The 23,159-nt window shown below is 64.5% G+C and carries 21 protein-coding genes; 10 read left to right on the top strand and 11 right to left on the bottom strand.

The window, feature by feature from the left end; all coding sequences use genetic code 11:
* Window positions 1-41: 41 nt before the first annotated feature.
* Window positions 42-629 carry a TetR/AcrR family transcriptional regulator gene (locus tag AC4PTB_RS15065; protein WP_492190689.1) on the top strand — a complete coding sequence of 196 codons (588 nt, stop codon included), beginning with the start codon at window positions 42-44 and terminating at the stop codon, window positions 627-629.
* Window positions 630-642: 13 nt separating this feature from the next.
* Here AC4PTB_RS15065 and AC4PTB_RS15060 read toward each other — a convergent pair whose 3' ends face one another.
* Genes AC4PTB_RS15060 through AC4PTB_RS15050 form a run of 3 tightly spaced genes read right to left on the bottom strand, consistent with a single transcriptional unit; the run spans window position 643 to window position 3,843 of the window.
* On the bottom strand, window positions 643-1,329 hold the full coding sequence (locus tag AC4PTB_RS15060) for a hypothetical protein (RefSeq protein ID WP_492190688.1): 687 nt from the start codon (window positions 1,327-1,329) through the stop codon (window positions 643-645).
* A gap of 7 nt (window positions 1,330-1,336) precedes the next feature.
* Window positions 1,337-1,840 (bottom strand): TadE/TadG family type IV pilus assembly protein, encoded by a 504-nt coding sequence (locus AC4PTB_RS15055; RefSeq protein WP_492190687.1) that lies wholly within the window; start codon window positions 1,838-1,840, stop codon window positions 1,337-1,339.
* A gap of 59 nt (window positions 1,841-1,899) precedes the next feature.
* On the bottom strand, window positions 1,900-3,843 hold the full coding sequence (locus AC4PTB_RS15050; RefSeq protein ID WP_492190686.1) for a TadE/TadG family type IV pilus assembly protein: 1,944 nt from the start codon (window positions 3,841-3,843) through the stop codon (window positions 1,900-1,902).
* Window positions 3,844-4,140: 297 nt separating this feature from the next.
* Between AC4PTB_RS15050 and dnaG the strand changes: the two genes are divergently transcribed.
* The 3 genes from dnaG to AC4PTB_RS15035 all read left to right on the top strand — a co-directional run bounded on the left by dnaG (window position 4,141) and on the right by AC4PTB_RS15035 (window position 9,269).
* Window positions 4,141-6,105, top strand: a complete 1,965-nt coding sequence (gene dnaG / locus AC4PTB_RS15045; RefSeq protein ID WP_492190685.1) for a DNA primase — start codon at window positions 4,141-4,143, stop codon at window positions 6,103-6,105.
* Between the two features lie 124 nt (window positions 6,106-6,229).
* On the top strand, window positions 6,230-8,254 hold the full coding sequence (gene rpoD, locus AC4PTB_RS15040; protein ID WP_492190684.1) for an RNA polymerase sigma factor RpoD: 2,025 nt from the start codon (window positions 6,230-6,232) through the stop codon (window positions 8,252-8,254).
* A 169-nt stretch (window positions 8,255-8,423) separates the two neighbouring features.
* Window positions 8,424-9,269: a Hint domain-containing protein gene (locus AC4PTB_RS15035; protein WP_492190683.1), complete on the top strand. Its 846-nt coding sequence runs from the start codon at window positions 8,424-8,426 to the stop codon at window positions 9,267-9,269.
* Between the two features lie 15 nt (window positions 9,270-9,284).
* On the opposite strand, the gene pth is transcribed toward AC4PTB_RS15035, so the two are convergent.
* Both pth and AC4PTB_RS15025 read right to left on the bottom strand, forming a co-directional pair.
* Window positions 9,285-9,971 (bottom strand): aminoacyl-tRNA hydrolase, encoded by a 687-nt coding sequence (pth, locus tag AC4PTB_RS15030; RefSeq protein WP_492190682.1) that lies wholly within the window; start codon window positions 9,969-9,971, stop codon window positions 9,285-9,287.
* A 176-nt stretch (window positions 9,972-10,147) separates the two neighbouring features.
* The gene (locus AC4PTB_RS15025) at window positions 10,148-10,747 is read right to left on the bottom strand and encodes a 50S ribosomal protein L25/general stress protein Ctc (RefSeq protein WP_492190681.1); all 600 of its coding nucleotides are present in this window, start codon (window positions 10,745-10,747) and stop codon (window positions 10,148-10,150) included.
* Between the two features lie 229 nt (window positions 10,748-10,976).
* On the opposite strand from AC4PTB_RS15025, the gene AC4PTB_RS15020 reads away from it, so the two are divergent.
* The gene (locus tag AC4PTB_RS15020; protein ID WP_492190680.1) at window positions 10,977-12,128 is read left to right on the top strand and encodes an MFS transporter; all 1,152 of its coding nucleotides are present in this window, start codon (window positions 10,977-10,979) and stop codon (window positions 12,126-12,128) included.
* A 29-nt stretch (window positions 12,129-12,157) separates the two neighbouring features.
* Here the strand turns inward: AC4PTB_RS15020 and AC4PTB_RS15015 are convergent, their stop codons facing one another.
* Window positions 12,158-13,321, bottom strand: coding sequence for an alpha-hydroxy acid oxidase (locus AC4PTB_RS15015; protein WP_492190679.1), 1,164 nt, complete (start codon window positions 13,319-13,321; stop codon window positions 12,158-12,160).
* Window positions 13,322-13,488: 167 nt separating this feature from the next.
* On the bottom strand, window positions 13,489-14,280 hold the full coding sequence (gene trpA, locus AC4PTB_RS15010) for a tryptophan synthase subunit alpha (protein WP_492190678.1): 792 nt from the start codon (window positions 14,278-14,280) through the stop codon (window positions 13,489-13,491).
* Between the two features lie 149 nt (window positions 14,281-14,429).
* Between trpA and ychF the strand changes: the two genes are divergently transcribed.
* Window positions 14,430-15,527, top strand: a complete 1,098-nt coding sequence (gene ychF, locus AC4PTB_RS15005) for a redox-regulated ATPase YchF (RefSeq protein WP_492190677.1) — start codon at window positions 14,430-14,432, stop codon at window positions 15,525-15,527.
* Between the two features lie 2 nt (window positions 15,528-15,529).
* On the opposite strand, the gene AC4PTB_RS15000 is transcribed toward ychF, so the two are convergent.
* The 4 genes from AC4PTB_RS15000 to AC4PTB_RS14985 all read right to left on the bottom strand — a co-directional run bounded on the left by AC4PTB_RS15000 (window position 15,530) and on the right by AC4PTB_RS14985 (window position 19,866).
* Window positions 15,530-16,894, bottom strand: a complete 1,365-nt coding sequence (locus AC4PTB_RS15000) for a hypothetical protein (RefSeq protein ID WP_492190676.1) — start codon at window positions 16,892-16,894, stop codon at window positions 15,530-15,532.
* 99 nt (window positions 16,895-16,993) lie between these two features.
* Window positions 16,994-17,422, bottom strand: coding sequence for a VOC family protein (locus AC4PTB_RS14995; protein WP_492190675.1), 429 nt, complete (start codon window positions 17,420-17,422; stop codon window positions 16,994-16,996).
* Window positions 17,423-17,475: 53 nt separating this feature from the next.
* Complete coding sequence (locus AC4PTB_RS14990) at window positions 17,476-18,867, bottom strand: tetratricopeptide repeat protein (protein ID WP_492190674.1); 1,392 nt, start codon at window positions 18,865-18,867, stop codon at window positions 17,476-17,478.
* 6 nt (window positions 18,868-18,873) lie between these two features.
* Window positions 18,874-19,866, bottom strand: a complete 993-nt coding sequence (locus AC4PTB_RS14985) for a hypothetical protein (protein WP_492190673.1) — start codon at window positions 19,864-19,866, stop codon at window positions 18,874-18,876.
* A gap of 233 nt (window positions 19,867-20,099) precedes the next feature.
* Here AC4PTB_RS14985 and thyX point away from each other — a divergent pair, with 233 nt between their 5' ends.
* From thyX to AC4PTB_RS14965, 4 genes are all read left to right on the top strand, one after another.
* Window positions 20,100-21,014, top strand: a complete 915-nt coding sequence (gene thyX, locus AC4PTB_RS14980; RefSeq protein WP_492190672.1) for an FAD-dependent thymidylate synthase — start codon at window positions 20,100-20,102, stop codon at window positions 21,012-21,014.
* Window positions 21,011-22,276, top strand: coding sequence for an AAA family ATPase (locus tag AC4PTB_RS14975; RefSeq protein ID WP_492190671.1), 1,266 nt, complete (start codon window positions 21,011-21,013; stop codon window positions 22,274-22,276). The genes thyX and AC4PTB_RS14975 overlap by 4 nt, the downstream gene beginning before the upstream one ends.
* A gap of 141 nt (window positions 22,277-22,417) precedes the next feature.
* On the top strand, window positions 22,418-22,666 hold the full coding sequence (gene moaD / locus AC4PTB_RS14970) for a molybdopterin converting factor subunit 1 (RefSeq protein ID WP_492190670.1): 249 nt from the start codon (window positions 22,418-22,420) through the stop codon (window positions 22,664-22,666).
* Window position 22,667: 1 nt separating this feature from the next.
* On the top strand, window positions 22,668-23,114 hold the full coding sequence (locus AC4PTB_RS14965; protein WP_492190669.1) for a molybdenum cofactor biosynthesis protein MoaE: 447 nt from the start codon (window positions 22,668-22,670) through the stop codon (window positions 23,112-23,114).
* Window positions 23,115-23,159: the final 45 nt, after the last annotated feature.

The following is a 23,159-nucleotide window of genomic DNA, read 5'->3' as shown; positions in this document are numbered from 1 at the left end:
GCCGGTTTGATATTGAACGCGCGTTCAGATAATCTGGGGGCATGGCACGCAAGACAGGGTCTCATTCCGACATCACCGGGCCGCGCATCCGCGCCGAGGCCAGCCGTCTGTTTGCCCGGCACGGCTTTGCCGCGGTGTCGATGCGGCAGATCGCGGCGGCGGTGGGGGTGCAGGCGGGGGCGCTTTATCTTTACACCCCCGACAAGGAAGCGCTGCTGTTCGATCTGCTCAAGACGCATATGGACGAGCTTCTGGCCGCCTGGGCCGAAGAGCCGCAGGGGCCGGGGGCGCTGGCGCGGCTGGAAAGCTTCGTGCGCTTTCACATCCGCCACAACCTGCCCCGGGCCGAGGCGGTGTTTCTGAGCTACATGGAGCTGCGCAATCTCTCGGAGGGGAATTTCGCCGTCATCGAGGCGCTGCGCCGCGCCTATGAGACCGAGCTGGAGACGATCTTGCAGGCCGGTCAGGCCGAGGGGGTCTTTGCCCTGCCGGACACGAAACTGGCGGCGATGGCGATCATCGCGATGCTGACCGGGGTCACGACCTGGTATCGCGAGGGCGGGCGGCTGAGCCGCGAGACCGTCGAAACGATCTATTGGGACATGGTGCGCAAGGCGGTCGGCGCCTGAGCGCCTTTGCCGGTCAGCTGGCGTCGCTCCAGGTGTTGCGCACTCCGCGCGCGCGGGTGACGATGAAATTCGAAAACCGCAGCTGCGAGGACAGGCCCTCGCGGATCCAGGTCTTGCCGCCGTCCAGCGTCAGGGACTTTTCGCCGATGTCGAAGATCGGGTTGTAGCCGAGCGAGGTTTCCAGAACCACCGCGTAATCGCCCTCGGACATCAGCGGGATCCGGTCTTTCTCGGCATTGATCGTGGTTGCCGTATGCGCCGGGATCGTGCCTGTCGCCCAGGATTTCTCGAGCGCGAATTTGTAGGTGCCGCCGTTGCAATCGATCACCGTATCGGCCTTGCCGTCGCTGGGGCAGTAGATGATCGAGACCCGCATCCAGCTGCGGCTGGCATCGCTGTTCAGGATGAAATCGAACATCCGCTTTGCCCCCGCCATATAGGTGGGGCCGATCGGCGTTTCCTCCCGCGAGATCATGTCGGCGACGGTGTAGCTGGCCTTCAGCGCCTGCGACTTGATGCGGAAGGCGTCGAAGAACTGAAAGGCGATGGCATACCAGCTCAGGATCAGCAGGGCGCCCATCAGCCCCTCGATCGGCACGGAGCCGCGCTCGTCGCGCGACAGCCGGCGCAGACGGCGCATCAGCCCGGCCGCGCCGCTGCGCTTTGCCTCCGGTCGTTCTGGGCGGCGGATTGCGGTCATCGGGGCCCTATTTCGGTTCGTTGACAAAGGCGGTGGTGGTGATCAGTGCATAACGCCCGTCGGCATCCTGGGCCAGCGCCTGAGACAGCGGGTTCAGCTTCTCCATCGGCGAGACGCGCAGGCAGGCGCGCAGGATCATCAGCTGGCCCGGGACACCGGGTTGCACGATCGGCTTGTTGGTCTCGGTGATCCTATCGGCGCAAAGCACGCCCCTGCCGTCGATCCCCGAGCTCCAGGTGGCGCGGTTGACCTGAAACACCTCGACGGTCAGATCCTGCATGCAATCGGGCAGGAAGGCGATGTTGCCGCAGATCGACCGCTTGAGCTGGTCGTGGCTGGGCATCGAGGCCGCGCCCAGCCGCAGCGACCGCGTGCTCAGATCGACGCCGCGATCCAGCAGGGTCTGCCGGAACCCCAGCATGCACATTTCCACCGAGGCCACGATCATCATCACGAAGAACGGCATCCAGAACACCGCCGGGATCGAGGCTGCCCCCTCTTCGGAGCGCAAGAAAGGTCCGAGGCCCGGGACAGATCGCAAGGAGAGGCGCAGAGCTTTCATCGCGGGCCTCAGTTCGTCAGCCGCAAGGAGGAGATCGAGGCGGCGATCGAGGCGAAGGCGGTCGCGAGATCGCTGCCCTGCACCTCGTAGTAATAGCTGGTGCCGCTGGAGCAATACTTGAGCAGCGACTTGCCCTCGCTCGGGGCGTCGGCGGCGACGGAGAAAATGTAGATCCCCTTGTCCTTCGCCATCTTGCAAAGCTTCTTCGTCCGCGCGTCCTTGACGGCGGTGTCGTAGACCGCATTCGCCATCAGGTCATATTGCGCCCCGGCGCTGCGGCCATAGGGGATGCCGACAAGCCCCGCCACGGTGTTCAGGTTCCAGTTTTCCGTCTGATAGAGATGCTCATAGCTCACGTCAAAAAGCGGCGCCTCGGTGGTGACATTGACGGTGACGGTCCTTTTGCAGGTGTAGGTGCGCTGGGTCTGGGTGGTGCCGGTCAGCGTGCAATCGCTGGTCCCCACCGAACAGCTGTTCCAGCGCCATGTCCCCCGGTAGTCCCGATATTGCGTGCAGGTTGCGGTCTGGACCTGCTGCTGCGGGGTGGTCACGGTGATCGCGCTGCGCGGAACCCAGCTGCGGGCCTCGTAGCTGAAATAGGGCGTGGTGCTGCGCGCTTCGTCGTAATAGTAGATCCCGCTTGCCCGCGTTGCCGAGGGGCCGAAGCCGCCGAGGTTGTCGACCCCGAAGGTCGAGACGATCCCCGAAGGCCCGGTGCGATAGCCCGGCAGGGTCGAGAAGTTGGCGGTGTTCGCGCCATCGGTCATCAGCACCAACACCTTCATCGTGTCGCCGTCATAATCGATCGGGCGCGGCTTGGTGTCCCGGAACGCGCTGCTGACCGTGGTCATCTTCGCCACTTCGTCGCGCGCCGACGGGTCGAGCAGCGCCAGGCCCCATTTCGTGCCGACGTCGATCGAGGTCCAGCCGCCCGGGGTCAGCTTCTCGATGAAGCCCGTGGTGTCGGCGGCCAGGAAGGTGGGGTCGCTGGAGAGCGGGATCACCCTGTTTTCCGGCTGGTCCATGCAACTGTAGTCTGCCAGGTCGTCGGGAGTGTTCGTGGTCCAATATTTACTGGCGAGCGTGGACAGGCTGTCGGAATATTTGTAGGCGGTTCCGTAGATCGTCCGGGTCAGCGGTCCGCTACCGTCAATGACCATCGTGTCATAGTCGGCGGCGACGAAATCGGCGCATTGCGGCATGACATGGCCGGATCCGGTGACTCTGAAATCATTCGACAGGGCGTAGCCTTCCTGCATTTCCGGGCCCAGATAGACGTTGTTGGAATAGGGCACGACGCTGACGCTGGTGCGCCCGGCGGCCAAGCCGCCGTTTGACGAGGCGAAGACCGTGTTGATGAAGCTTTTCGCCGCGACCTGCAAATACTGGAACCGGGTTTTCGACTTGGTGCAGTATCTGGTGCAGCTCGGGTTGTCCTTGACATAGTCCGTCATCGAGCCCGAAAGGTCGAGCACAAGCGAGATCTCGACATTGCCGACCGCCTGCATCGCCTGGGTGTCGCCGATGGCGGCAAAGCTGTCGTTCCCGATCAGCGGCCCGAAGATCGTCGGCATCCTGTCGTTGACCTTGACGGTGACGCGCCGCCAGCCCAGCGCGACGCTGCCTTCGACTTTCGGGGTGAAACTGGAATCCTTGGCAATATAGCCCAGCCCGGCCTTGGTCAGATAATCCTTCACCACCAGCGTGGGATCGCGTTTTTGCGTCAGCGAGGCGGCGGCCAGCACCGCACGGTCGATGGTGTTCTGGATCAGGGTGCGGCGTTCCTCGACCCGGATCACATCGATCGCAAGCCCGGTGGTGATCATCATGATCAGGAAGATCTGCAGCGACAGGATGATCAGGGCGCCATCCTCGTTGCGCAGCAGCCGGTGCAGCATCCCGCCCCGGGCTCTCCCGTTCCGAGCCTTCTCGTCCCGACTGCCCCGTTCCATCGCCTGTCTCCGATTCGGTGCGCGGCCCGGCCCCGACTGTCGCGGACCGGACTGTTCCATCTTCCTTCTGGCGCCGGAAGCGGGCGGAAATGTGGCGCATCGGTGACGCAGGGCGCTGATTGTGCGGGAATTCGCAACACTCTGCTCGTCGCGGCGGGGAAGATGGCGCGATTCGGGACAATCTTTTGACGAAGCATCGATTTTCCCGGCGCTGTTAGGGGGGTGTTAATCTGCCTGGTGTAACGATTCGCCCTTCGGCCCCTCGACTCCGGCGTTTCGAATCCCGATATAGGTGCCATGTCCCTGCCTCCCGGTTTCCTTGACGAATTGCGCAACCGCCTGCCGCTGTCGCAGGTGGTCGGCCGCAAGGTGATCTGGGATCCGCGCAAGTCGAACCGCGGCAAGGGCGATTTCTGGGCGCCCTGTCCGTTCCACACCGAAAAGTCGGCCTCGTTCCACGTCGATGACCGCAAGGGCTTCTATTACTGCTTCGGCTGCCACGCCAAGGGCGACGCCGTGAGCTTCGTCAAGGAAACCGAGAATGTCGGTTTCATCGAGGCGGTCGAGATCCTGGCGCGGGAAGCGGGCATGGTGATGCCCGCCCGCGATCCGCAGGCGGCGCAAAAGGCCGACCGGCGCACCGAACTGGCGCGGGTGATGGAAGAGGCGGTGAAGTATTTCCGGCTGCAGCTGAACACCCAGGCCGGGGCGGGCGCGCGGGATTATCTGGCGCGGCGGCGGCTCGGGGCCGCGGCGCTTGAACGCTTCGAAATCGGTTTCGCCCCCGACAGCCGCAACGGCCTTTATCAGGCGCTGACCGGCAAAGGCATCGCCCCGGATCTGATCGTCGATGCCGGGCTGTGCAGCCGCCCCGAGGACGGCGGCACGCCCTATGACCGGTTCCGCGGCCGGATCATCTTTCCCATCCGCGATGCCCGGGGGCGGGCGATCAGCTTGGGTGGCCGGGCGATGGACCCGAATGCCCGGGCGAAATACCTCAACGGCCCCGAAACCGAGCTGTTCGACAAGGGCCGCAATCTTTACAACCTTGGCCCCGCGCGCGAGGCTTGTGGCAAGGGCAAGCCCCTGATCGTCGCCGAGGGCTATGTCGATGTGATCGCGCTGGTCGAGGCGGGCTTCACCGGCGCCGTTGCCCCCCTTGGCACCGCGATCACCGAGGATCAGCTGCGCCTGATGTGGCGGGTGGCCGATGAGCCGGTGATTGCGCTTGATGGCGATGCGGCCGGGCTGCGCGCCGGGTTGCGGCTGGTCGATCTGGCGCTGCCGCTGCTGGAGGCGGGCAAGGCGCTGCGCTTTGCCATCCTGCCCGGCGGGCAGGACCCGGACGATCTGATCAAGGCCGAGGGCCGCGAGGCGATGGAGCGGGTTCTGGCCAGCGCCAGGCCGATGGTCGATCTGCTGTGGCAACGCGAAACCGAGGGCAAGGTCTTTGACAGCCCCGAACGCAAGGCGGCGCTCGACAAGAGTTTGCGGGCTGCGCTGAAGAAGATCGCCGATCCCTCGATCCGTGCCCATTACGGCGAGGATATCAAGCGGTTGCGCGAAGAGCTGTTCGGCCTGTCCCGCGGCGGGCAGGCACCGCGCTGGACGATGCCGCAGGGGTCATTCAGTCCGGGGCCGCGCGGTCCGGGCGCGGGCGGGCGCGGCGCGAAGCCGCCGGCGCTGCCGCTGTCGGCGACCCGGGCCTCGCTTCTGGCCTCGGCGGGCAGCGAGGCGGTGGCCGAACAGCTGCGCGAGACGATGATCCTGGCGATTCTTTGTGCGCATCCCGCGCTGGTGGCGGAATTCGAAAGCCAGATCGACCGCTTGCGATTCTCGGACCCCGGTCTGGCGGCGCTGCGCGACACCATGCTGATGCAGGCGCATCAGCCCCCCGACGCTTTGGCCGCGGCTTTGGCGCGGGAAAATCCGGGGGTGCTTGAAACCCTGATGCGTCATCCCCATGTGCGCTCGGCCCCTCCGGTTTTGCGCCGCGACGACAGGGACTTTGCCCGCATGTGTCTGGCCGAGGAACTGGCCAAGTTGCAGGCGGCGCGGGCGGTGCGGGCGGAAACCGAGGAAGCCGCGGAAGCCCTTGAAGGCCTGGCCGACGAGGGTGTGACCTGGCGGATCAGCCAAGCGACGAAAGCCTTTCACCGTGCCGGAAAGTCGAAACTTGAAGATACGGGAGATCTGGGCGAGGACCGGGCCGCGATGTCGGATTTCCTGCAGTCCCTGCTCGACAAGCACGGCGGCGGATGAGAATTTCCGCCTTTGATTCGCCCCTGTGATTCGCCGCCGTGATTCGATAAAACGGCGATAAACGATTCGACTCGCTGCGCGCCAACGCGTGCGCAGCCCCGATGCAGCCCGACGAGGAGCGCCCATGGCCGCCAAGGACATCGACGACACCAAGCCCGACACCGCCGCCGACGAGGACGCTTCCTTCGACATGAGCCAGGCCGCCGTCAAGCGGATGATCGCCGAGGCGAAGGAACGCGGCTACATCACCATCGACCAGCTCAACGCGGTGATGCCGCCCGAAACGGTCTCGGGCGAGCAGATCGAGGATGTGATGTCGATGCTCTCCGAAATGGGGATCAACGTCGTCGAGGGTGAAGAGGTCGAGGAAAGCGAAGGCGGCGCGGTCGTCGAGACCGGCTCCGGCTCGCGCGAGATCGCGGTGGCGGGCGCGGCGGGCGAGACGCTGGACCGCACCGACGACCCGGTGCGGATGTATCTGCGCGAGATGGGCTCGGTCGAGCTGCTCTCGCGCGAGGGCGAGATTGCCATCGCCAAGCGCATCGAGGCGGGCCGCAACACGATGATCGCCGGGCTGTGCGAAAGCCCGCTGACCTTCCAGGCGATCACGATCTGGCGCGACGAACTTCTGTCCGAAGAAATCCTGCTGCGCGACGTGATCGACCTTGAAGCCACGTTCGGCCGCTCGCTCGATGGCGACGAGAGCATGGAGGGCATGGAGGGGATCGAGGGTCCGGTCGTCGAGGGGCTGGATCTGGAAAACGCCGAAGGGGCCGCCCCCGCCGCCCGCCGTCCGGCCTCGGACGAGCCGGAATATGACGCTGACGGCAACCCGATCTCGCGCATCGACGAGGAAGAGGACGACGACGACAGCTCGAACATGAGCCTTGCCGCGATGGAAGCCGCGCTCAAGCCGAAGGTGCTGGAGACGCTGGAACTGATCGCGCGCGACTATGCCCGGCTGGCCGAGATGCAGGATCTGCGGATGTCGGCAACCTTGAACGAGGACGGCACCTTCACCGTCGCCGAAGAGGCCGCCTATCAGAAGCTGCGTTCGGAAATCGTGCTGCTGGTGAACGAGCTGCATCTGCACAACAACCGGATCGAGGCGCTGATCGACCAGCTTTACGGCATCAACCGCAAGATCATGTCGATCGACTCTGGCATGGTGAAGCTGGCCGATGCGGCGCGGATCAACCGGCGCGAATTCATCGACGAATATCGCGGCTATGAACTTGACCCGACCTGGATGGACCGGATGTCGGCGAAGCCCGCCCGCGCCTGGGTGACGCTGTTCGAGAAAAGCCGCGACAAGGTGGAAGACCTGCGTCACGAAATGGCGCAGGTGGGGCAGTATGTCGGCGTCGACATCTCGGAATTCCGCCGCATCGTGAACCAGGTGCAGAAGGGCGAGAAAGAGGCCCGGCAGGCGAAGAAGGAAATGGTCGAGGCGAACCTGCGCCTCGTGATCTCGATCGCCAAGAAATACACCAACCGCGGGCTGCAATTCCTGGACCTCATTCAGGAAGGCAACATCGGTCTGATGAAGGCGGTGGACAAGTTCGAATACCGCCGCGGCTACAAGTTCAGCACTTACGCGACCTGGTGGATCCGGCAGGCGATCACGCGTTCGATCGCCGATCAGGCGCGCACCATCCGCATTCCGGTGCATATGATCGAGACGATCAACAAGCTGGTGCGGACCGGGCGGCAGATGCTGCATGAAATCGGCCGCGAGCCGACGCCGGAAGAACTGGCCGAAAAGCTGCAGATGCCGCTGGAAAAGGTCCGCAAGGTGATGAAGATCGCCAAGGAGCCGATCAGCCTTGAAACGCCGATCGGCGACGAGGAAGACAGCCAGCTGGGCGATTTCATCGAGGACAAGAACGCGATCCTGCCGCTGGATTCGGCGATTCAGGAAAACCTCAAGGAAACCACGACGCGGGTTCTGGCTTCGCTCACCCCGCGCGAGGAACGGGTGCTGCGGATGCGCTTCGGCATCGGCATGAACACCGATCACACGCTGGAAGAGGTCGGCCAGCAGTTCAGCGTGACCCGCGAACGGATCCGGCAGATCGAGGCCAAGGCGCTGCGCAAGCTCAAGCACCCGAGCCGCTCGCGCAAGCTGCGCAGCTTCCTCGACCAGTAAGCCGCCGCTCCTTTTGAATGCGCCCCGAACCGGGGCGCATTTTTCTTTCCGCGGCCGGAACACGTTGCGGTTGAAAATCTGTATTTCAGATTGCTTTTTTCGGATTTCATCAACGGCGCCTTAACATTCTTGCCCCAGACTGGACTCGGTGGGAGATGGAGGGCGCAAGATGACCAGATTTCGGGATACGTTCGCCGATGTGTTCCATTTCGATGATCGCATGGCGACGACGGGGCAGCAGCTGCGGCGCACGGACGAGTTTCTCGATCTGGCGCAGGGCTTCTATGACGAGACCGTGTTGCAGACCGCGCGCGGGTTGCGGCGGGCGGCGTCGATCCTCGAGGGCGAGAAGCTGCGCACCTTCACCGGCGGTCTGGCCCCGGTGCTGACGGTCGAGCGCTTTCCGCTGGCGCGGTTGCGCCATCCGATGCCGCATCGGTTCTGGCCGCTCAGCCTGCCTGCGGGTCTGTTCGGCAATACCCGCAGCCGCTTCGTCGCGCCCGAGCAATGCCTGCTTTTGCAAAGCGATCTGGCGGCGCGGGAACTGGGCAAGAGCCTGCTTCTGGTGCCCGCCAAGGTGATGGGCCTGTTGCCGCAGGTGACCACCGTGAACCCGGGGCCGAAGGCGGTGCTCTATCGCTTCCTGTTCGAGCGTCCCGAGCTTGTGGTGACCGACCGTGGCGCGGTGATGCTGTGCGACATCAGCTCGATGTTCGACGATTGGGCCGATCTCGACTCGCATGATACGCTGGCGCATCTGCCCGATGTCGCGGCGCTGCCCTTTGATGCGGCGGTCGATCTGATCCGGCGGGAAATCGCGCTGGATGGCGGGCTGGAGGCGCATTTCGCCAAGCATCTGGCGCGGATGGAGGCGATCCGCAAGACGCTGGCCGCGCAGGACCGGCCACAGGCGCAACCGCTGGCCTCCGGGGCCGCGCCGATCGAGGCGATCCCGGCCGGGGCGGCGCTTCGCGCGGGGCGGCGTGCCGGTGACACCGCCCGGCTGTCCGCCTGAACCGGGTCGCCGTGCTCAGCGCTTGAAACGATCTGCCAGCTTCTCGAGCGGCGAGCGCGTATCCGTCTCGGCGGCGGCGGTCTTCGTGGCCGGGGCAGGGGGAGCATCCGGTCGGGTGCCGGTCGAGGGGCGCGGCGGCGCCGTGCGCAGCGCCACGGCATTGAGGAATTTCGCCCCCTCGCCCGCGGCGAGCGCTGGCGCCCCGTCGGAAATGCCGCGCAGCAGATCGTCCAGCCAGACCGCCTCGGCCTTGGCGAAATCCGACAGCACATAGCCTGCCACCCGGTCCTTGTCGCCCGGATGGCCGATGCCGAGCCGCACCCGGGCATAGGCCTCGCCCAGGTGCTGATGGATCGAGCGCAGCCCGTTGTGCCCGGCATGGCCGCCGCCCTGTTTCAGCCGGCATTTCCCCGGGGCAAGGTCAAGCTCGTCATGAAAGACGGTGATCGCCCCGACCGGGATCTTGTAGAAATCCGCCGCCGCCCGCACCGATTGGCCGGACAGGTTCATGAAGGTCTCGGGCTTCAGAAGGATCACCCGCGCCGAGCCGAAGCGGCCTTCGCTGACACAGCCCTGAAACGCCTTCTTCCAGGGCGCGAAACCGTGATCGGCGGCGATGCGATCGACCGCCATGAAGCCGATATTGTGCCGGTTGGCGGCATATTTCGCCCCCGGATTGCCAAGGCCGACCCAAAGCTGCATCGCATCTCTCCCGTGGCGGTCTCAAACCTCGGGGGTGCGGGGGCCAGCCCCCGCACCCCCGAGGTATTTGTGGCAAGATGAAGGGGTGTTTCATCTTGCCACAAATACCTCCGCCGGAGGCAGAATGTGAAACGCCGGGCAGAGGCCCGGCGTTTCCCGTTTCCTTGCGGAAAGGATCACTCTTCGGCGTGATCGGCCGAGACGAGACCCGAGGGCGCCGCGATATTGGCAACGACGAAGTTGCGGTCGATCGTGGGCTTGCAGCCTTCCGGCAGCGGGATGTCGTTGATGTGGATGACGTCACCGATGTTGCGGCCGGTCAGGTCGACGGTGATGTGGTCCGGGATGTCCCCGGCGAGCACTTCGAGTTCGACTTCCGGACGCACGATCGTCAGGGTGCCGCCACGCTTCAGGCCAGGGCTGGCTTCGGCATTGTCGAAGTTCACGTGGATGAACAGGTTGATGCGCGAGGCGCGGTGGGTGCGCATGAAGTCGACATGGGTCGGCAGATCCTTCACCACGTCCTTCTGCACGCCGCGGCAGATCACGCGCACGTCGTCCTGACCTTCGATATGCAGGTTGAACAGCGTCGACAGGAACCGGCCCTTGCGCAGGCGGGTCAGCAGCTTGTTGTAGTCGAGGTTGATGGCCAGCGGCTCTTTGCCGTCGCCATAAACGATCCCGGGAACCTTGCCCTCACGACGTGCTGCGCGAGCGGCCCCCTTGCCCGTCCCCGTGCGCACCTCGGCTACGAGAGTTTCGATCTCTTTCGCCATTTGCTCTCTCCAATGCAAATTGAGGCCCCCTCCAAGGGTGGGGCCTATGGAGGGGGGGAGATAGACAGGATACCCCCGCTTGTCCAGCAGATTCGCGCCTTGTTTTGCAGGGGTTTCATCACGCTTTGGTAACAGCCCCGGCGAAACCGTGCCGATGCCTTTTCCCCCGGGGATGGGCGCGCGCCGTGGGCTGTGCTAGCCGGTTTCAAAGCGGTTTGAGGGGGCGGCAATGGCATTGCGGCAGGTGGCCGGGGTAAGCCGGGCGACGGGGATCGGGCTTTGTGCGCTGGGGATGTTCTGGGGCGCTTTCGCGGCGCAGATGCCCGAATTCAAGGACCGGGCCGGGGTCGGGGACGGGCTTTTCGGCGTGCTCCTGCTCGGCTCGGCTTTGGGGGGGATGGCGGCGATGGCGCTGGCGCCGCAGGTCGGGCGCTGGCTGGGACTGCGGGTCTTGCCGCTGACCGGGGCGTTTCTGGCGCTGGCGGCCTTGCTGCCGCTGCTGATCCAGTCGGGTCCGACGCTGGCGCTGGCGCTGGTCGTCATGGGCGTGGCGATGTCGAGCCTCGATCTGGCGGCGAATGTGCGGATTTCCGAGCTGGAGCATGACACCGGCCTGCCGCTGATGAACTGGAACCATGCGCTGTTTTCGGCGGGCTTCGCCGTCTCGGCGGCGCTCGCCGGGATGGCGCGGCGGGTGGGCCTTGCGCCCGAGGCGGTGCAGCCGGTGCTGGCGCTCGTCCTTGTCGCGATGGCCGTGGCGATGATCGAGGCGCAGCGCAGGCCCGCCAGCGCCGAGGAGGCCGCGGCGAAAGCCGCCGCCCGCACGCCCTGGGCGGCGGCGCTGGCCGCGGCGGCGATATTGTTTGCCGCTTTCGTCGCCGAAAACGCCACCGAGACCTGGTCGGCACTGCATATCGAGCGCAATCTGGGCGGCGCCCCGGGCGAGGGCGCCTTCGGCCCGGCGATGCTGGGCCTGACGATGGCGGCGGGGCGGTTCGGCGGTCAGCTGCTGGCCGCGCGTCTGGGCGAGGCGCGATTGGTGGCGCTCTCTGCCGTTCTGGGGTGCCTTGGCGCGCTGGTGACGGCGCTGGCCCCGGTGCAGGCGTTGGCCGTTTTCGGCATCGGCCTGATCGGCATGGGCGTCGCCGTCGTCGTGCCCTCGGCCAATTCGCTTTTGGGGCAACGGGTTGCACCCTCGGAGCGGGCACTGGCGATTTCGCGCGCCTGGATGATCGGCTTTACCGGCTTTTTCATCGGCCCGGTGGTGGTGGGGGCGCTGGCGCAGGCCTTTGGTCTGCGCGCGGCCTTTGTTGCGGTGGCGCTGATCCTGGCCGCGATCCTGCCCGGGCTTTGGGCGCTGCGGCGAATCCGGCGGGCCTGAGGGCCCGGGCGCCCCCGGGCCGCGCAGGCTCAGCGATAGGTGGTGAAGAAGCCCTCGGGCACCAGCAGGTTGTCGCGGCGCAGATCCTGCACCCGTTTTTCGCCGCACAGCGCCATCGAGATATCCAGCTCCTTGCGCATCACCTCAAGCGCTTTTGTCACCCCCGCCTCGCCCATCGCGCCCAAGCCATGCACATAGGCGCGGCCGATCATCGTGCCCTTGGCGCCCAGCGCCAGCGCCTTCAGGATGTCCTGCCCCGAACGGATGCCGCTGTCGAGCCAGACCTCGGTCTTGTCGCCCACCGCCGCGACGATCTCGGGCAGCATGCGGATCGAGGACAGCGCGCCATCCAGCTGCCGCCCGCCGTGGTTTGACACGATGATCGCATCGGCGCCGAAATCGGCGGCGGCGCGGGCGTCCTCGGCATCCAGAATGCCTTTCAGAATGAATTTCCCGCCCCATTGGTCGCGGATGCGGGCGATCTTTTTCCAGTCAAGACAGGGGTCGAACTGCTCCGAGGTCCAGCTCATCAAGGACGCCGCATCGCCCACCCCCTTGGCATGGCCGACGATATTGCCAAAAAAGCGCCGCGGCGTGCCCAGCATCTCGCGGCCCCAGGTCAGCTTCGTCGCCATGTCGAGCAGATTGGCCGGCGTCAGCTTCGGCGGCGCGGTCAGGCCGTTCTTCAGATCCTTGTGGCGCTGGCCCAGAATTTGCAGGTCCAGCGTCAGAACCAGCGCCGAGCAGCGCGCCTTCTTCGCCCGCTCAAGGATCGCATCGACGAATTCCTCGTCGCGCATCACGTAAAGCTGGAACCAGAACGGATCGGGGGACTGCGCCGCCACATCCTCGATCGAACAGATCGACATGGTGGAAAGGGTAAAGGGCACGCCGAATTTCGCCGCCGCCCGCGCCGCCTTGATCTCGCCATCTGCCCGCTGCATCCCCAACAGCCCGACCGGGGCGAGCGCCACCGGCATCGCCACCTTCTGCCCCGCCATCGTGGTCGCGACCGAGCGGCCGGACATGTCCACCGCCACCTTCTGCCGCAACCGGATCTGCGCGAAATCCGTCGTGTTCTCGCGGAAGGTCTGCTCGGTGTAAGAGCCGCTCTCGCAATAATCGTAGAACATCTTCGGCGTGCGCGCGCGGTGCAATGCCTTCAGATCGTCGATGCAGGTAATGACGGTCACGGGGCCCCTCCTCCAACTGGTCAAGTGAACTTACCAATCCTTGGTGCAATTGCAAGCAACTGGTCAGGCCGCGCCAAAGGCCGCCTGTTTTATCTTGCCAAAAATATCCCGGGGGGAGTCCGAGGGACGGGGGGCAGCGCCCCCCTTCGCCGTTGCAGAAGGGGCGCTCAGGCCGAATGCGCGCCCGCGGCCAGCGCCGCTACGGTGGCCAGAACTTCGGCCGGGCTTTTCCCCGCGCCGATCTCCTTGACGATGGCCGATCCGACAACGCAGCCATCGGCCACCGCGGCAATCGTCCGCGCCGCTTCGGGGGTCGAGATGCCGAACCCGACGATCAGCGGCAGATCGGTCGCGGCCTTGATCCGCGCCACTTCCGGCGCGACATCGGCCGCCTGCGCGGCTTGCGAGCCGGTGATGCCGGTCACGGAAACATAATAGACAAATCCGCTGGTGTTCTGCAGCACCTTCGGCAGGCGCTTGTGATCGGTCGTCGGCGTCGCGAGGCGAATGAAATTGATCCCGGCCTCGGCCGCCGGGAGGCACAGCTCGCTATCTTCCTCGGGCGGCAGATCGACGACGATCAGCCCATCAATTCCCGCCTCTTTTGCGTCTTTCAGGAAGGTCTGAACGCCGCGACTGTAGATCGGGTTGTAATAGCCCATCATCACGATCGGCGTCGTGTCATCGGTCTGGCGAAACGCCGCCACCATCTCGAGCGTCCGTTGCAGCGTCTGCCCGCCCTCCAGCGCGCGTTGCCCCGCGAGCTGGATCGTCGTGCCATCGGCCATCGGGTCGGTGAAGGGCAGGCCCAGCTCGATGATATCCACCCCCGCCGCGGGCAGGCCCCGCAGGATCTCGGCCGAGGTTGCCAGATCCGGGTCGCCCGCCATGATATAGGCGACGAAGGCCTTCTTGCCCTCGGCCTTCAGGGCGGCGAATTTGGCGTCGATGCGAGTCATGGCGGTCCCCTTCGAATGTCCGTGCGGGTTTGCGGGAAGCAGCGCAGAAAATCAATGGCGAAAGGGCCGCGGCGTGCTTTGCGGCCCCTGCAAGCTTGCGCGCAAAGCGCGGGCCGCGTAAGAGGCGCGCAATCATCAAGGAGAGTGACATGGGCTTTCGCATGGGGATCGTGGGCTTGCCGAACGTCGGCAAATCGACGCTGTTCAACGCGCTGACGAAAACCGCCGCGGCGCAGGCGGCGAATTTCCCCTTTTGCACCATCGAGCCGAATGTCGGCGAGGTGGCCGTGCCCGATCCGCGCCTTGACACCCTGGCCGAGATCGCCGGGTCGAAACAGATCATCCCGACGCGGATGACCTTTGTCGATATCGCGGGTCTGGTGAAAGGCGCCTCGAAGGGCGAGGGCTTGGGCAACCAGTTTCTGGCCAATATCCGCGAGACCGACGCCATCGCCCATGTGCTGCGCTGTTTTGAAGACGGCGACGTGACCCATGTCGAGGGCCGCGTCGATCCGCTGGCCGATGCCGAGACGATCGAGACCGAGCTGATGATTGCCGATCTGGAAAGCCTGGAAAAGCGGCTCAACAACATCGCGCGCAAGATCAATGCGGGCGACAAGCAGGCCAAGGAAGACGCGCGGCTGATGCTGGCCGCGAAAGAGGCGCTGGAGGCGGGCCGCCCGGCGCGCACGGTCAAGGTGGCGGACGATGACCGCAAGGCCTGGGGGATGCTGCAGCTTTTGACCGCGAAACCGGTGCTTTACGTCTGCAACGTCGAGGAAGAAAACGCCGCCAAGGGCAATGCGCAATCTGCGCGCGTGGCCGAAATGGCGCGCGCGAGCGGTGCGGCGACGGTGGTGATTTCGGCGAAGATCGAGGAAGAGATCAGCCAGCTGGCCGCCGATGAAGCCGCGATGTTCCTGGAAGAACTCGGCCTGCACGAAGCCGGGCTCGACCGTCTGATCCGCGCCGGTCACGACCTTCTGGGCCTGCAGACCTATTTCACCGTCGGCCCGAAAGAGGCGCGCGCCTGGACGATCCGCAAGGGCACGCTGGCGCCGGCCGCCGCGGGGGTCATTCACGGCGACTTTGAGCGCGGCTTCATTCGCGCCGAAACCGTCGCCTATGACGATTACGTGCAATACCGCGGCGAGAGCGGCGCGAAAGAGGCGGGCAAGTTCCGCGTCGAGGGCAAGACTTACGAAGTGCAGGACGGCGACGTGCTGCACTTCCTGTTCAACGCCTGATCTCAGGCCCCGATCCCGGCCAGCAGATCCGCGCAGCGTTCCAGCGCGGCGCTGGCCGGATCAAGCGCCAGAACTGCCTTGGCCTCGCTCAGATGCGCCCTGGCCGTGGCGGTATCGCCGCGCAAAAGCGCCACCTCGCCCAGCCCGGTCAGGCTTTCCGCCCAGCGGTAATCGGCGTGATCGCGACGGCCCAGCGCCAGCGCCGCCGCAAAGGCCTGCTCGGCCCGGTCAAGCCCGGCGCCTCCGGGCAGGGCCAGCGCCGTCAGGCCCAGATTGTGCAGCAACCTTGCCCGCTCGGCGGGCGCGTCGAGCCCGGCCAGAACCGCATCGGCCTGCTCGAATTCCGCGAGCGCGGCGGGCAGGTGCGCGGCATCGCCCGTCACCTCGGCCAGATGCCGCCGCGCCAGTGCCCGCGTCGCCCGCGCCGAGGCCCATTCGGCCGGATGCTCGTCTTGCTTGAGCACCTCAAGCACCGCGTCCAGATCTGCCAGCGCGGTTTCGATCAGCGCGGCTTCGCCCGTCATCCGGCCCAAAGCGGCGCGCACATTCGCCCGCGCCGCGGTGCTGTTCGCCCATTCCAGCGGCGAGCCTTGGGAATTGAACACCTCCAGCACTGCCGAATAGGCCTTGATCGCCTTTTTCAGCATTGCACCGTCGCGATGGCGCAGGCCGATCAGCTCGTGGATGCCGCCCAGATTGTGCTGCGAAAAGGCCCAGTTTTCCGGCTGTTTCGTCCGCGCCACGGCCTTGGCGGCGGCGGTGAACAGCTCGGCCGCAAGGTCCAGATGCTTGCGACCGGGGCGGAACTGGCCGATGATCTGATGGCAATTGCCAAGGCTTGTTTGCGCCTGCCCCAGCTCGCCGCCCTTGGCGCGCTTGTAAAGCGCCTTGGCCAGTTCCAGCGCCAGAAGCATGTCAAAGGGATCGCCCGCCTTTTCCCCGGCTTCCAGCTTTTCATAAAGCAGATCGACCGAGGCGCGGAACACGCCCCCCGCGGGGGCGGCGGCCTTGAGCCGTTCGATCTGCCGCGCCGCCGCCCGTTCGGGGGCGTTGCAGATCCGGTCCTGGCGGAAGGCGGCCGAAAGCAGCGGCTCCTCGGTCGCGCCGTCCAGCAGCGCCGCCGCGGCGGCGCGATCGCCCGCGGCATTCAGGGCTGCAACCTGTTTCAGCGTCTCGTGCTCAGCGGCCAGAGCCGCGGTTTCCGCCGCCGCCGCCAAGGCCGCGCGCAGCCCGTTCAGCGCCAGTTCGGGGTCGGGGAAGCGCCCGGTGGCAAACTCCTGCGCCAGCGCCTGCACAAGCGGCGCGGGGGCGTCTTGCGCCTCCAGACGGCGGATCAGGTCGGCGGTGACAGGGTCTTTGGCGGGCATGGCATCCTCGGTCTTGCGCGGGATTGATCCCGCCGCCCCGCTCTAGCCGAAGTTGCCGCAGAGCGAAACGCCCCGCGGCTGGGTGATAATCGCGCAGCCTTACCAATGCCCGATATTGGGCATCGAGATCCACGGCTCGGCGGGGGGCAGGGCTTCGCCGATCTGCAACAGCTCCACCGAGGCATTGTCGGGGCTGCGGATGAAGGCCATGCGGCCATCGCGCGGGGGGCGGTTGATCGTCACGCCATTGGCCTGCAGATGCGCGCAGATCTCGTAGATATTTTCGACCCCATAGGCGAGATGGCCGAAATGGCGGCTGTCCGACGGCAGGGCGGGGTCGCCATCCCAGTTGTAGGTCAGCTCGACCGGGGTGTCTTCCTGCCCGGGCGCGGCCATGAAGACCAGCGTGAAGCGGCCCTGCTCGTTCTCGATCCGGTGGGTTTCGTAAAGGCCCAGAAGCGCGAAGAAATCCATCGTGCGCTGCAAATCCAGCACGCGCAGCATGGTGTGAAGGTAGCGTATCTGCATGGGAGGTCTCCGTTTCCGCGCGAAGGATAGCGCAGCCGCGGCAGGGCACAAGCTCAGAACGCCGACTTGATCCGCAGCGACAGGCTGAGGTCGTTGCTTGATCCCAGCGCCCAGTTCGAGTCGGTGTTCTTGTAGCTGAGGTCAAGTTCGGGCGCGAAACCCATGAATTGCCGATCGTGCAGCAGCGCTTCGACGCCCAGCGCAAGCGTTTCGTCCGTGCGGTCCTCGTCCAGAAGCGAGGACACCCGGCCATAATCGCGCCGCTCGTATCCGAGACTGACGCCAAGACCGGCGCCCAGAATTGGCTTCTGGAAGTCGTAAGCCAAGGTGACGCCCTTGCGGATGTGCTTGACATCGCGGGCATCTGAATCGACCGCACCGAAGGTCAGCGACAGCGAGGCGGTGCCTGGCCCCATCTTCTGGCTCCAGGCGCCATTTGCAAAGCGCAGCACGGCAGAGCGATCATCGGAATCAAGACGCCATTGCCGTTCGATATAGCCGCCAAGATGCAGGCTGCGATCCTTGCCGAAGTCGAAACCCCGGCCAAGGCCAAGGCTGCCATAGTTCGAAAGCGCCGCACCGCCATAATCATTGTGGCCAAGGACGAAGCGCAGATCCCATTCATCCGCGCCGCGCCCCGCGCGGATGCGCCCGTTCAGAAATACCTCGCTGGCCCAGAAGGCGTAATCGGAGCCCTTTGCATTCGGGGCCAGATCGCGCGCCTCGGAGGACAGCCGATAGGCCTTCCCAACCAGGTTCGTTCCCAGCCGATACAGATGGGTCTGCGACTCGGCTACGGTGCGCTGCGCCGAAAGCGCGGCATGGGTCTCATACCCCGAAAGCGCCCGGCTGTCGCCCGACAGGGTGAAGGGAAGCCCGTACACCCAGATCTTGTCGACATCCGTGCCGCCGTTGATGTTCGAGGACGGCGTGACGCCGACATCCAGCGTCAGGCTCCAGGGATTCCGCGCCCGCACATATTGAAAGTCGCGGATCGCCACGGCCCTCGCCTGCGGGGTCGGGGCGACCTGCACGGCGCGGCGCAGCCAGAATTGCGCGATGGTGCGGCGCCCGGCAGAGGATTGCGCCTGCGCCGCGGCGAAGGCAGCCCCCATCTTCAGACCGTCATCCTCCGCCTGCCGCCAGACCTGCCGCGCGGTGCGGACCGCGGCATCATAGGCGCCCAAGTCTCGTTGCGCTTGCGACAGGATCAGGGCGGCGCGCAGGTCCTGCGGGTCGCGCGCAAGCAGCGCCTGCGCCGCATCCCGGGCCAGGGCCGGTCTTTCGGCCCGCAGAGCCATCAGCGCCACCTGCCGCAGCGCCTCGGGCGAAAGTGCGCGTGGGCGGTGCCCCGGCTCTGGCCCTTCGGCATGAACCTGGTTGCCGGCGAGGCCCGAAAGCATCGCCGCCATGATCGCACTTCGCGCCAGGCGCCACAGCGACATGATCGTCTACGGGCGCGAGAGCAGGAAACCGCCCGTCTCGCGCGTCGTGTAAGCGCCGCGCGGGTCTGCTGCCTCGATCACGACGATCCCGACGACTTCGGTCGCGCCATCGCCGCTGGCCGACGTGCCCATGCCCGAGACGATGGCATAGTACTTGCCTTGCTCGAAGGGGGTAATCACCTGGTTCGCATCCGTCACAGACGAGCGCGCCTTGCCGGTGATTTCCCCGTTCTTCGTCATCGCACCCGGGCTGACATCGAAGGTGATCGTCGGCAGCACGGTGCCATTCGTGCCGAGGGCCGCGGTGATATCCGCGGTGATGTCATTCCCGTCCACGTCATAGACGCGCCGGTTGTTGACAGCGGCGCGCACCGCACCGGCCTTGTCGAAGGCCCCGAAGTCGATGTCCATGGTCATGTCGCCGTTGACATATTCCAGACCCGCACGCCCCGAGAAGTCGCGCAGCCCGGCATATTCGCCCGAATAGGTGGCAATCCCCTTGGTCGGCAGATCCACCCCGCCGTTGCGTTGATAGATGAAGCCGCCGAAGCCGTAGTTGATATAGGAGCCGGTACGCACGATCGCCAGTTCGACCTGACCGCTCTGGCTGACCCCGTAGATCGCGCGATGCTGGAATTGCCGGATCGGAACGTCCGTCACGTCGTCGGGGTAGCTTTCCGGCCCCTCATAGACGGCGAAGCGTTGTCCAAGGCTGCCGACCTTCCGGTCGCGCGTATAGGGCTTGTCCGCCCCGTCAAACGCCAGGTTGTCGACCGAGAAGGTGTCGTTCGTGCTGTCATATTTGAAGCCGGTGGCGTAGCCGTTGCCCTTGTCGTCCTTGGGTTCATAGCGCACGATGCCGGTCGCGGGCTTGGGGCTTGTGGTGCCCGGCGGCAAGGTGCCGTCGCTGTCGATCGGCGGATTCGGGTCGGTGCCGGGGTTCGAGTCGGACCCGCCCTTGACCACAGCCGCCCCGCTGCAGGCGGCAAGGCATCCCATCAAAATCACTGGTACAACCAGTTTGCGCATAATGAAAACTTTCGTTGACTGCTCGTTGCCTCAAAAGGTGCCGAAAAATTGCAAAAAAGTCAATTTGCAACGGCCCCCGGGCCGGTGCTTCGGGCAGCCGTGCCCGGGCTGCGACAGCTCTGCCGAAGGTCCCACCGTATCTCGCGGTTTCGGCGGCCTGCTTTGCCAGATATAGTCGCGGCGATTCTAGCCCGGAGGCCCCCATGTCGCTTACCCCAGACCAGCTTGCCGAGATCGCCGCCCAGCGCGCCAGCAGCCAGACCACGCTGCGTGCCACCTCGGCGGGGATGGAGGCGCGGCTTTATCAGGCCCATCCGGTGCTGGATCACGGGCTGATCCGGGTCATCGACTACATGGGCGACGATGCCGCAATCTGTCAGGCCGCCCGCGTGAGTTACGGCCGCGGCACCAAGGCGGTGTCGGATGACCGCGGCCTGATCCGCTATCTGATGCGGCACTGGCACTCGACCCCCTTCGAGATGTGCGAGGTGAAATTCCACGTCAAGCTGCCGATCTTCGTCGCCCGGCAGTGGATCCGCCACCGCACCGCCAATGTGAACGAATATTCCGCGCGCTATTCGGTGATGGACCGCGAATTCTACATCCCCGCGCCCGAGCATCTGGCGGCGCAATCGACGGTCAACAATCAGGGCCGCGGTCAGGTTCTGGAAGGCGCCGAGGCGGCCCGGGTGCTGGATCTTCTGCGCGAAGATGCGATGCGCGCCTATGACCATTACGAGGACATGCTGACCCCCGATGCCGACACCGGCAAGCTGGGTCTGGCGCGGGAACTGGCGCGGATGAACCTGCCCGCGAATGTCTATACGCAATGGTATTGGAAGATCGACCTGCACAATCTGTTCCACTTCCTGCGGCTGCGGGCGGATGTGCATGCGCAATATGAAATCCGGGTCTATGCCCAGATCATGTGCGACATCGTGAAAGACTGGGTGCCGCAGGCCTACGAGGCCTTCGAGGATTACCGTCTGGGCGCGGTGAGCCTGTCTGCTAAGGCGAAAGAGGTGTTGAAACGTCGTCTGGCGGGCGAGGTGGTGACGGCGGAGACCTCCGGCATGAGCAAGGGCGAGTGGCGGGAGTTTGTGGAGGAGTGGGGATGAATTTTGATAAGCTCGACAGAAAGACCTTCGTTGACTTAAAAAAACAATTTGTCCACCCCTCAAGTGAGGTGTCTCAACCTGACCAGCTTGTTGGTCGGGATGTGCCTCTGTCACTTGTTCAAAGCGCTATTGAGAGAGAAGGCTCAAATATATTTGTTTGGGGGCGCAGAGGAGTCGGAAAGACGTCACTTGCGCACTCTGCTGTGGCGAAGTTCTGGGATATCGCAAGGGAAGGCCCCGCGATAGCCTGTGAAAAACGTTCAACGCCAGAAAGCCTTTTTCAAGACATTGCTCGCAGAGCGATCGCTCGGAATCCAAAACTCTTTGGGAATTCTTCACTTAAGTTGAAGCTAGAGGCGTTAGGCCTTTCTGTTGAGGGGCAAATGGGTGGATTTCGGCCCGAAACAAAGATTAGCTCCGTCAATCACGCCTCCGAATTGCTTGGATCTCTTTTCCCGATGGATTTTGAAAATGGGAAAAAGGATGTTATTATCATTGATGAGTTTGATCAGTTGGAAAGTCAGGATACGATTGATTTTCTGACCTCGCTTGCAAAGCAAATGTCTGTAGATGGTTTGGGCGTGAAGTTACTTTTCTGTGGAGTTGCCTCAAATCTTGAGTCTTTAATTGGCTCTCACGAATCTGTCGGAAGATATATCTCTGCGGTTAAGCTCGAGCCTCTTTCTGATGATCAGATTTGGAGTGTAATAGTTAATATTCTTCTCCAGTTTGGCTTGGAGATGCCGCGTGGTCAGCAGATTCGCGTTGGGCAAGTGGCCTGCGGATATCCCACTTTCGCACACCTGATTGTTGACGAGGTGTTAAATGTTGCATTCCAAGAAAGGTTGAGTGGAAGAGTTATCAGTCAGGCAATTTTCAATGAGGCGATGCGCCGTGCGGCCGCAAGCGCAGCAACACATTTGCAAGGTGCATATGAGGCTGCAACTCTGAAGGGTACTGATCGATATGTTGAGGTTCTCTGGGCAATCGCTCATGGGCCTCATATAAAGGATCGTCAGTATAAAGATATCTCCAAGGACTATTATTCAATCATGTCGCAAAGGATTGGACGTGAGCCCATAGATAAAGATCAAACTCTGAGAAATCATGTTAATGCCCTGTGCAAGGCGTCAAATGGATCGGTTGTCGAGCGTCTGCAAACAGGCTGGTATAGATTCCGTGATCCGATGTTTCGCGCTTATGTCAGAATGGTAGCCTACAGCGAAGGGGTGGAGCTGGGTGACGAGAGTTTCCCAAGGTAAGCTCGCCTATTTCTGTTGATTGTCGCGTTGGCGACCAGAAGTCGCGCCCAATGCTTCGCTGCCCTCTGACCCACCGCCTCCCCCGGTTGTCTCCGCCCCCCGGTCTCGCTAGGCTCACCCCGAACCACCACCGGGGGACACATGCTCGACATCGTCTATTTCGCCTGGCTGCGCGAGCGCATCGGTCTGCCGCGGGAGCGGGTCGAGACCTCGGCCGCCACCGTCCTTGACCTTGTGGCCGAACTGCGCGCCCGCGAACCGCGCTATGACGCCGCCTTTGCCGATATCTCGGCGCTGCGGGTGGCGCTGGATCAGCAATTGGCCGGGTTTGATGCGCCGCTGGCAGGCGTGCGCGAGGTGGCGTTTTTTCCGCCGATGACAGGGGGCTGAGATGCCGGTCCGGGTGCAGGAGGCCGCTTTCGACTTCGGTTCGGAATTGTCCGCCTTTTCCGAAAACCGCAAAAACGTCGGTGCGGTGGTGGGCTTCCTCGGCCTTGTGCGCGACGATACCGGCACGCTTCAGGCGCTGGAGATCGAGCATTACCCCGGCATGTGCGAAAGCGCGATTGCGGCGATGGTCGATCAGGCGCGGGGGCGCTGGGATCTGGCCGAGGCGCTGGTGATTCACCGGCACGGACGGCTTGCGGTCGGGGCGCCGATCATGATGGTCGCCACCGCCGCGCGGCACCGGGGCGCGGCGTTTGAGGCGGCGGAATTCCTGATGGATTATCTGAAATCCCGCGCGCCGTTCTGGAAGAAGGAAATCCGCCGCGACGGCGCCATTTGGGTCGCGGCCAAGGACGCCGACGAGGCCGCGCTGGCCCGCTGGCAGGGCTGATCCTTCGCAAAACCGCCATCACCTGTCGGAAACCGCATTGCCTTG

It is taken from the genome of Rhodobacter sp. 4.3.4 (assembly GCF_058724655.1).
Note: the sequence above shows the minus strand (reverse complement) of the source record. Positions and strands in the feature narration are given on the sequence as shown.

Excerpts from the sequence above, each read along its gene's own strand:
- AC4PTB_RS15065 (WP_492190689.1), top strand. The coding sequence starts at position 42 with ATGGCACGCAAGACAGGGTCTCATTCCGACATCACCGGGCCGCGCATC.
- AC4PTB_RS15060 (WP_492190688.1), bottom strand. The coding sequence starts at position 1,329 with ATGACCGCAATCCGCCGCCCAGAACGACCGGAGGCAAAGCGCAGCGGC.
- AC4PTB_RS15050 (WP_492190686.1), bottom strand. The coding sequence starts at position 3,843 with ATGGAACGGGGCAGTCGGGACGAGAAGGCTCGGAACGGGAGAGCCCGG.
- dnaG (WP_492190685.1), top strand. The coding sequence starts at position 4,141 with ATGTCCCTGCCTCCCGGTTTCCTTGACGAATTGCGCAACCGCCTGCCG.
- rpoD (WP_492190684.1), top strand. The coding sequence starts at position 6,230 with ATGGCCGCCAAGGACATCGACGACACCAAGCCCGACACCGCCGCCGAC.
- AC4PTB_RS15035 (WP_492190683.1), top strand. The coding sequence starts at position 8,424 with ATGACCAGATTTCGGGATACGTTCGCCGATGTGTTCCATTTCGATGAT.
- pth (WP_492190682.1), bottom strand. The coding sequence starts at position 9,971 with ATGCAGCTTTGGGTCGGCCTTGGCAATCCGGGGGCGAAATATGCCGCC.
- AC4PTB_RS15025 (WP_492190681.1), bottom strand. The coding sequence starts at position 10,747 with ATGGCGAAAGAGATCGAAACTCTCGTAGCCGAGGTGCGCACGGGGACG.
- AC4PTB_RS15020 (WP_492190680.1), top strand. The coding sequence starts at position 10,977 with ATGGCATTGCGGCAGGTGGCCGGGGTAAGCCGGGCGACGGGGATCGGG.
- trpA (WP_492190678.1), bottom strand. The coding sequence starts at position 14,280 with ATGACTCGCATCGACGCCAAATTCGCCGCCCTGAAGGCCGAGGGCAAG.
- ychF (WP_492190677.1), top strand. The coding sequence starts at position 14,430 with ATGGGCTTTCGCATGGGGATCGTGGGCTTGCCGAACGTCGGCAAATCG.
- AC4PTB_RS15000 (WP_492190676.1), bottom strand. The coding sequence starts at position 16,894 with ATGCCCGCCAAAGACCCTGTCACCGCCGACCTGATCCGCCGTCTGGAG.
- AC4PTB_RS14995 (WP_492190675.1), bottom strand. The coding sequence starts at position 17,422 with ATGCAGATACGCTACCTTCACACCATGCTGCGCGTGCTGGATTTGCAG.
- AC4PTB_RS14990 (WP_492190674.1), bottom strand. The coding sequence starts at position 18,867 with ATGTCGCTGTGGCGCCTGGCGCGAAGTGCGATCATGGCGGCGATGCTT.
- AC4PTB_RS14985 (WP_492190673.1), bottom strand. The coding sequence starts at position 19,866 with ATGGGATGCCTTGCCGCCTGCAGCGGGGCGGCTGTGGTCAAGGGCGGG.
- thyX (WP_492190672.1), top strand. The coding sequence starts at position 20,100 with ATGTCGCTTACCCCAGACCAGCTTGCCGAGATCGCCGCCCAGCGCGCC.
- AC4PTB_RS14975 (WP_492190671.1), top strand. The coding sequence starts at position 21,011 with ATGAATTTTGATAAGCTCGACAGAAAGACCTTCGTTGACTTAAAAAAA.
- moaD (WP_492190670.1), top strand. The coding sequence starts at position 22,418 with ATGCTCGACATCGTCTATTTCGCCTGGCTGCGCGAGCGCATCGGTCTG.
- AC4PTB_RS14965 (WP_492190669.1), top strand. The coding sequence starts at position 22,668 with ATGCCGGTCCGGGTGCAGGAGGCCGCTTTCGACTTCGGTTCGGAATTG.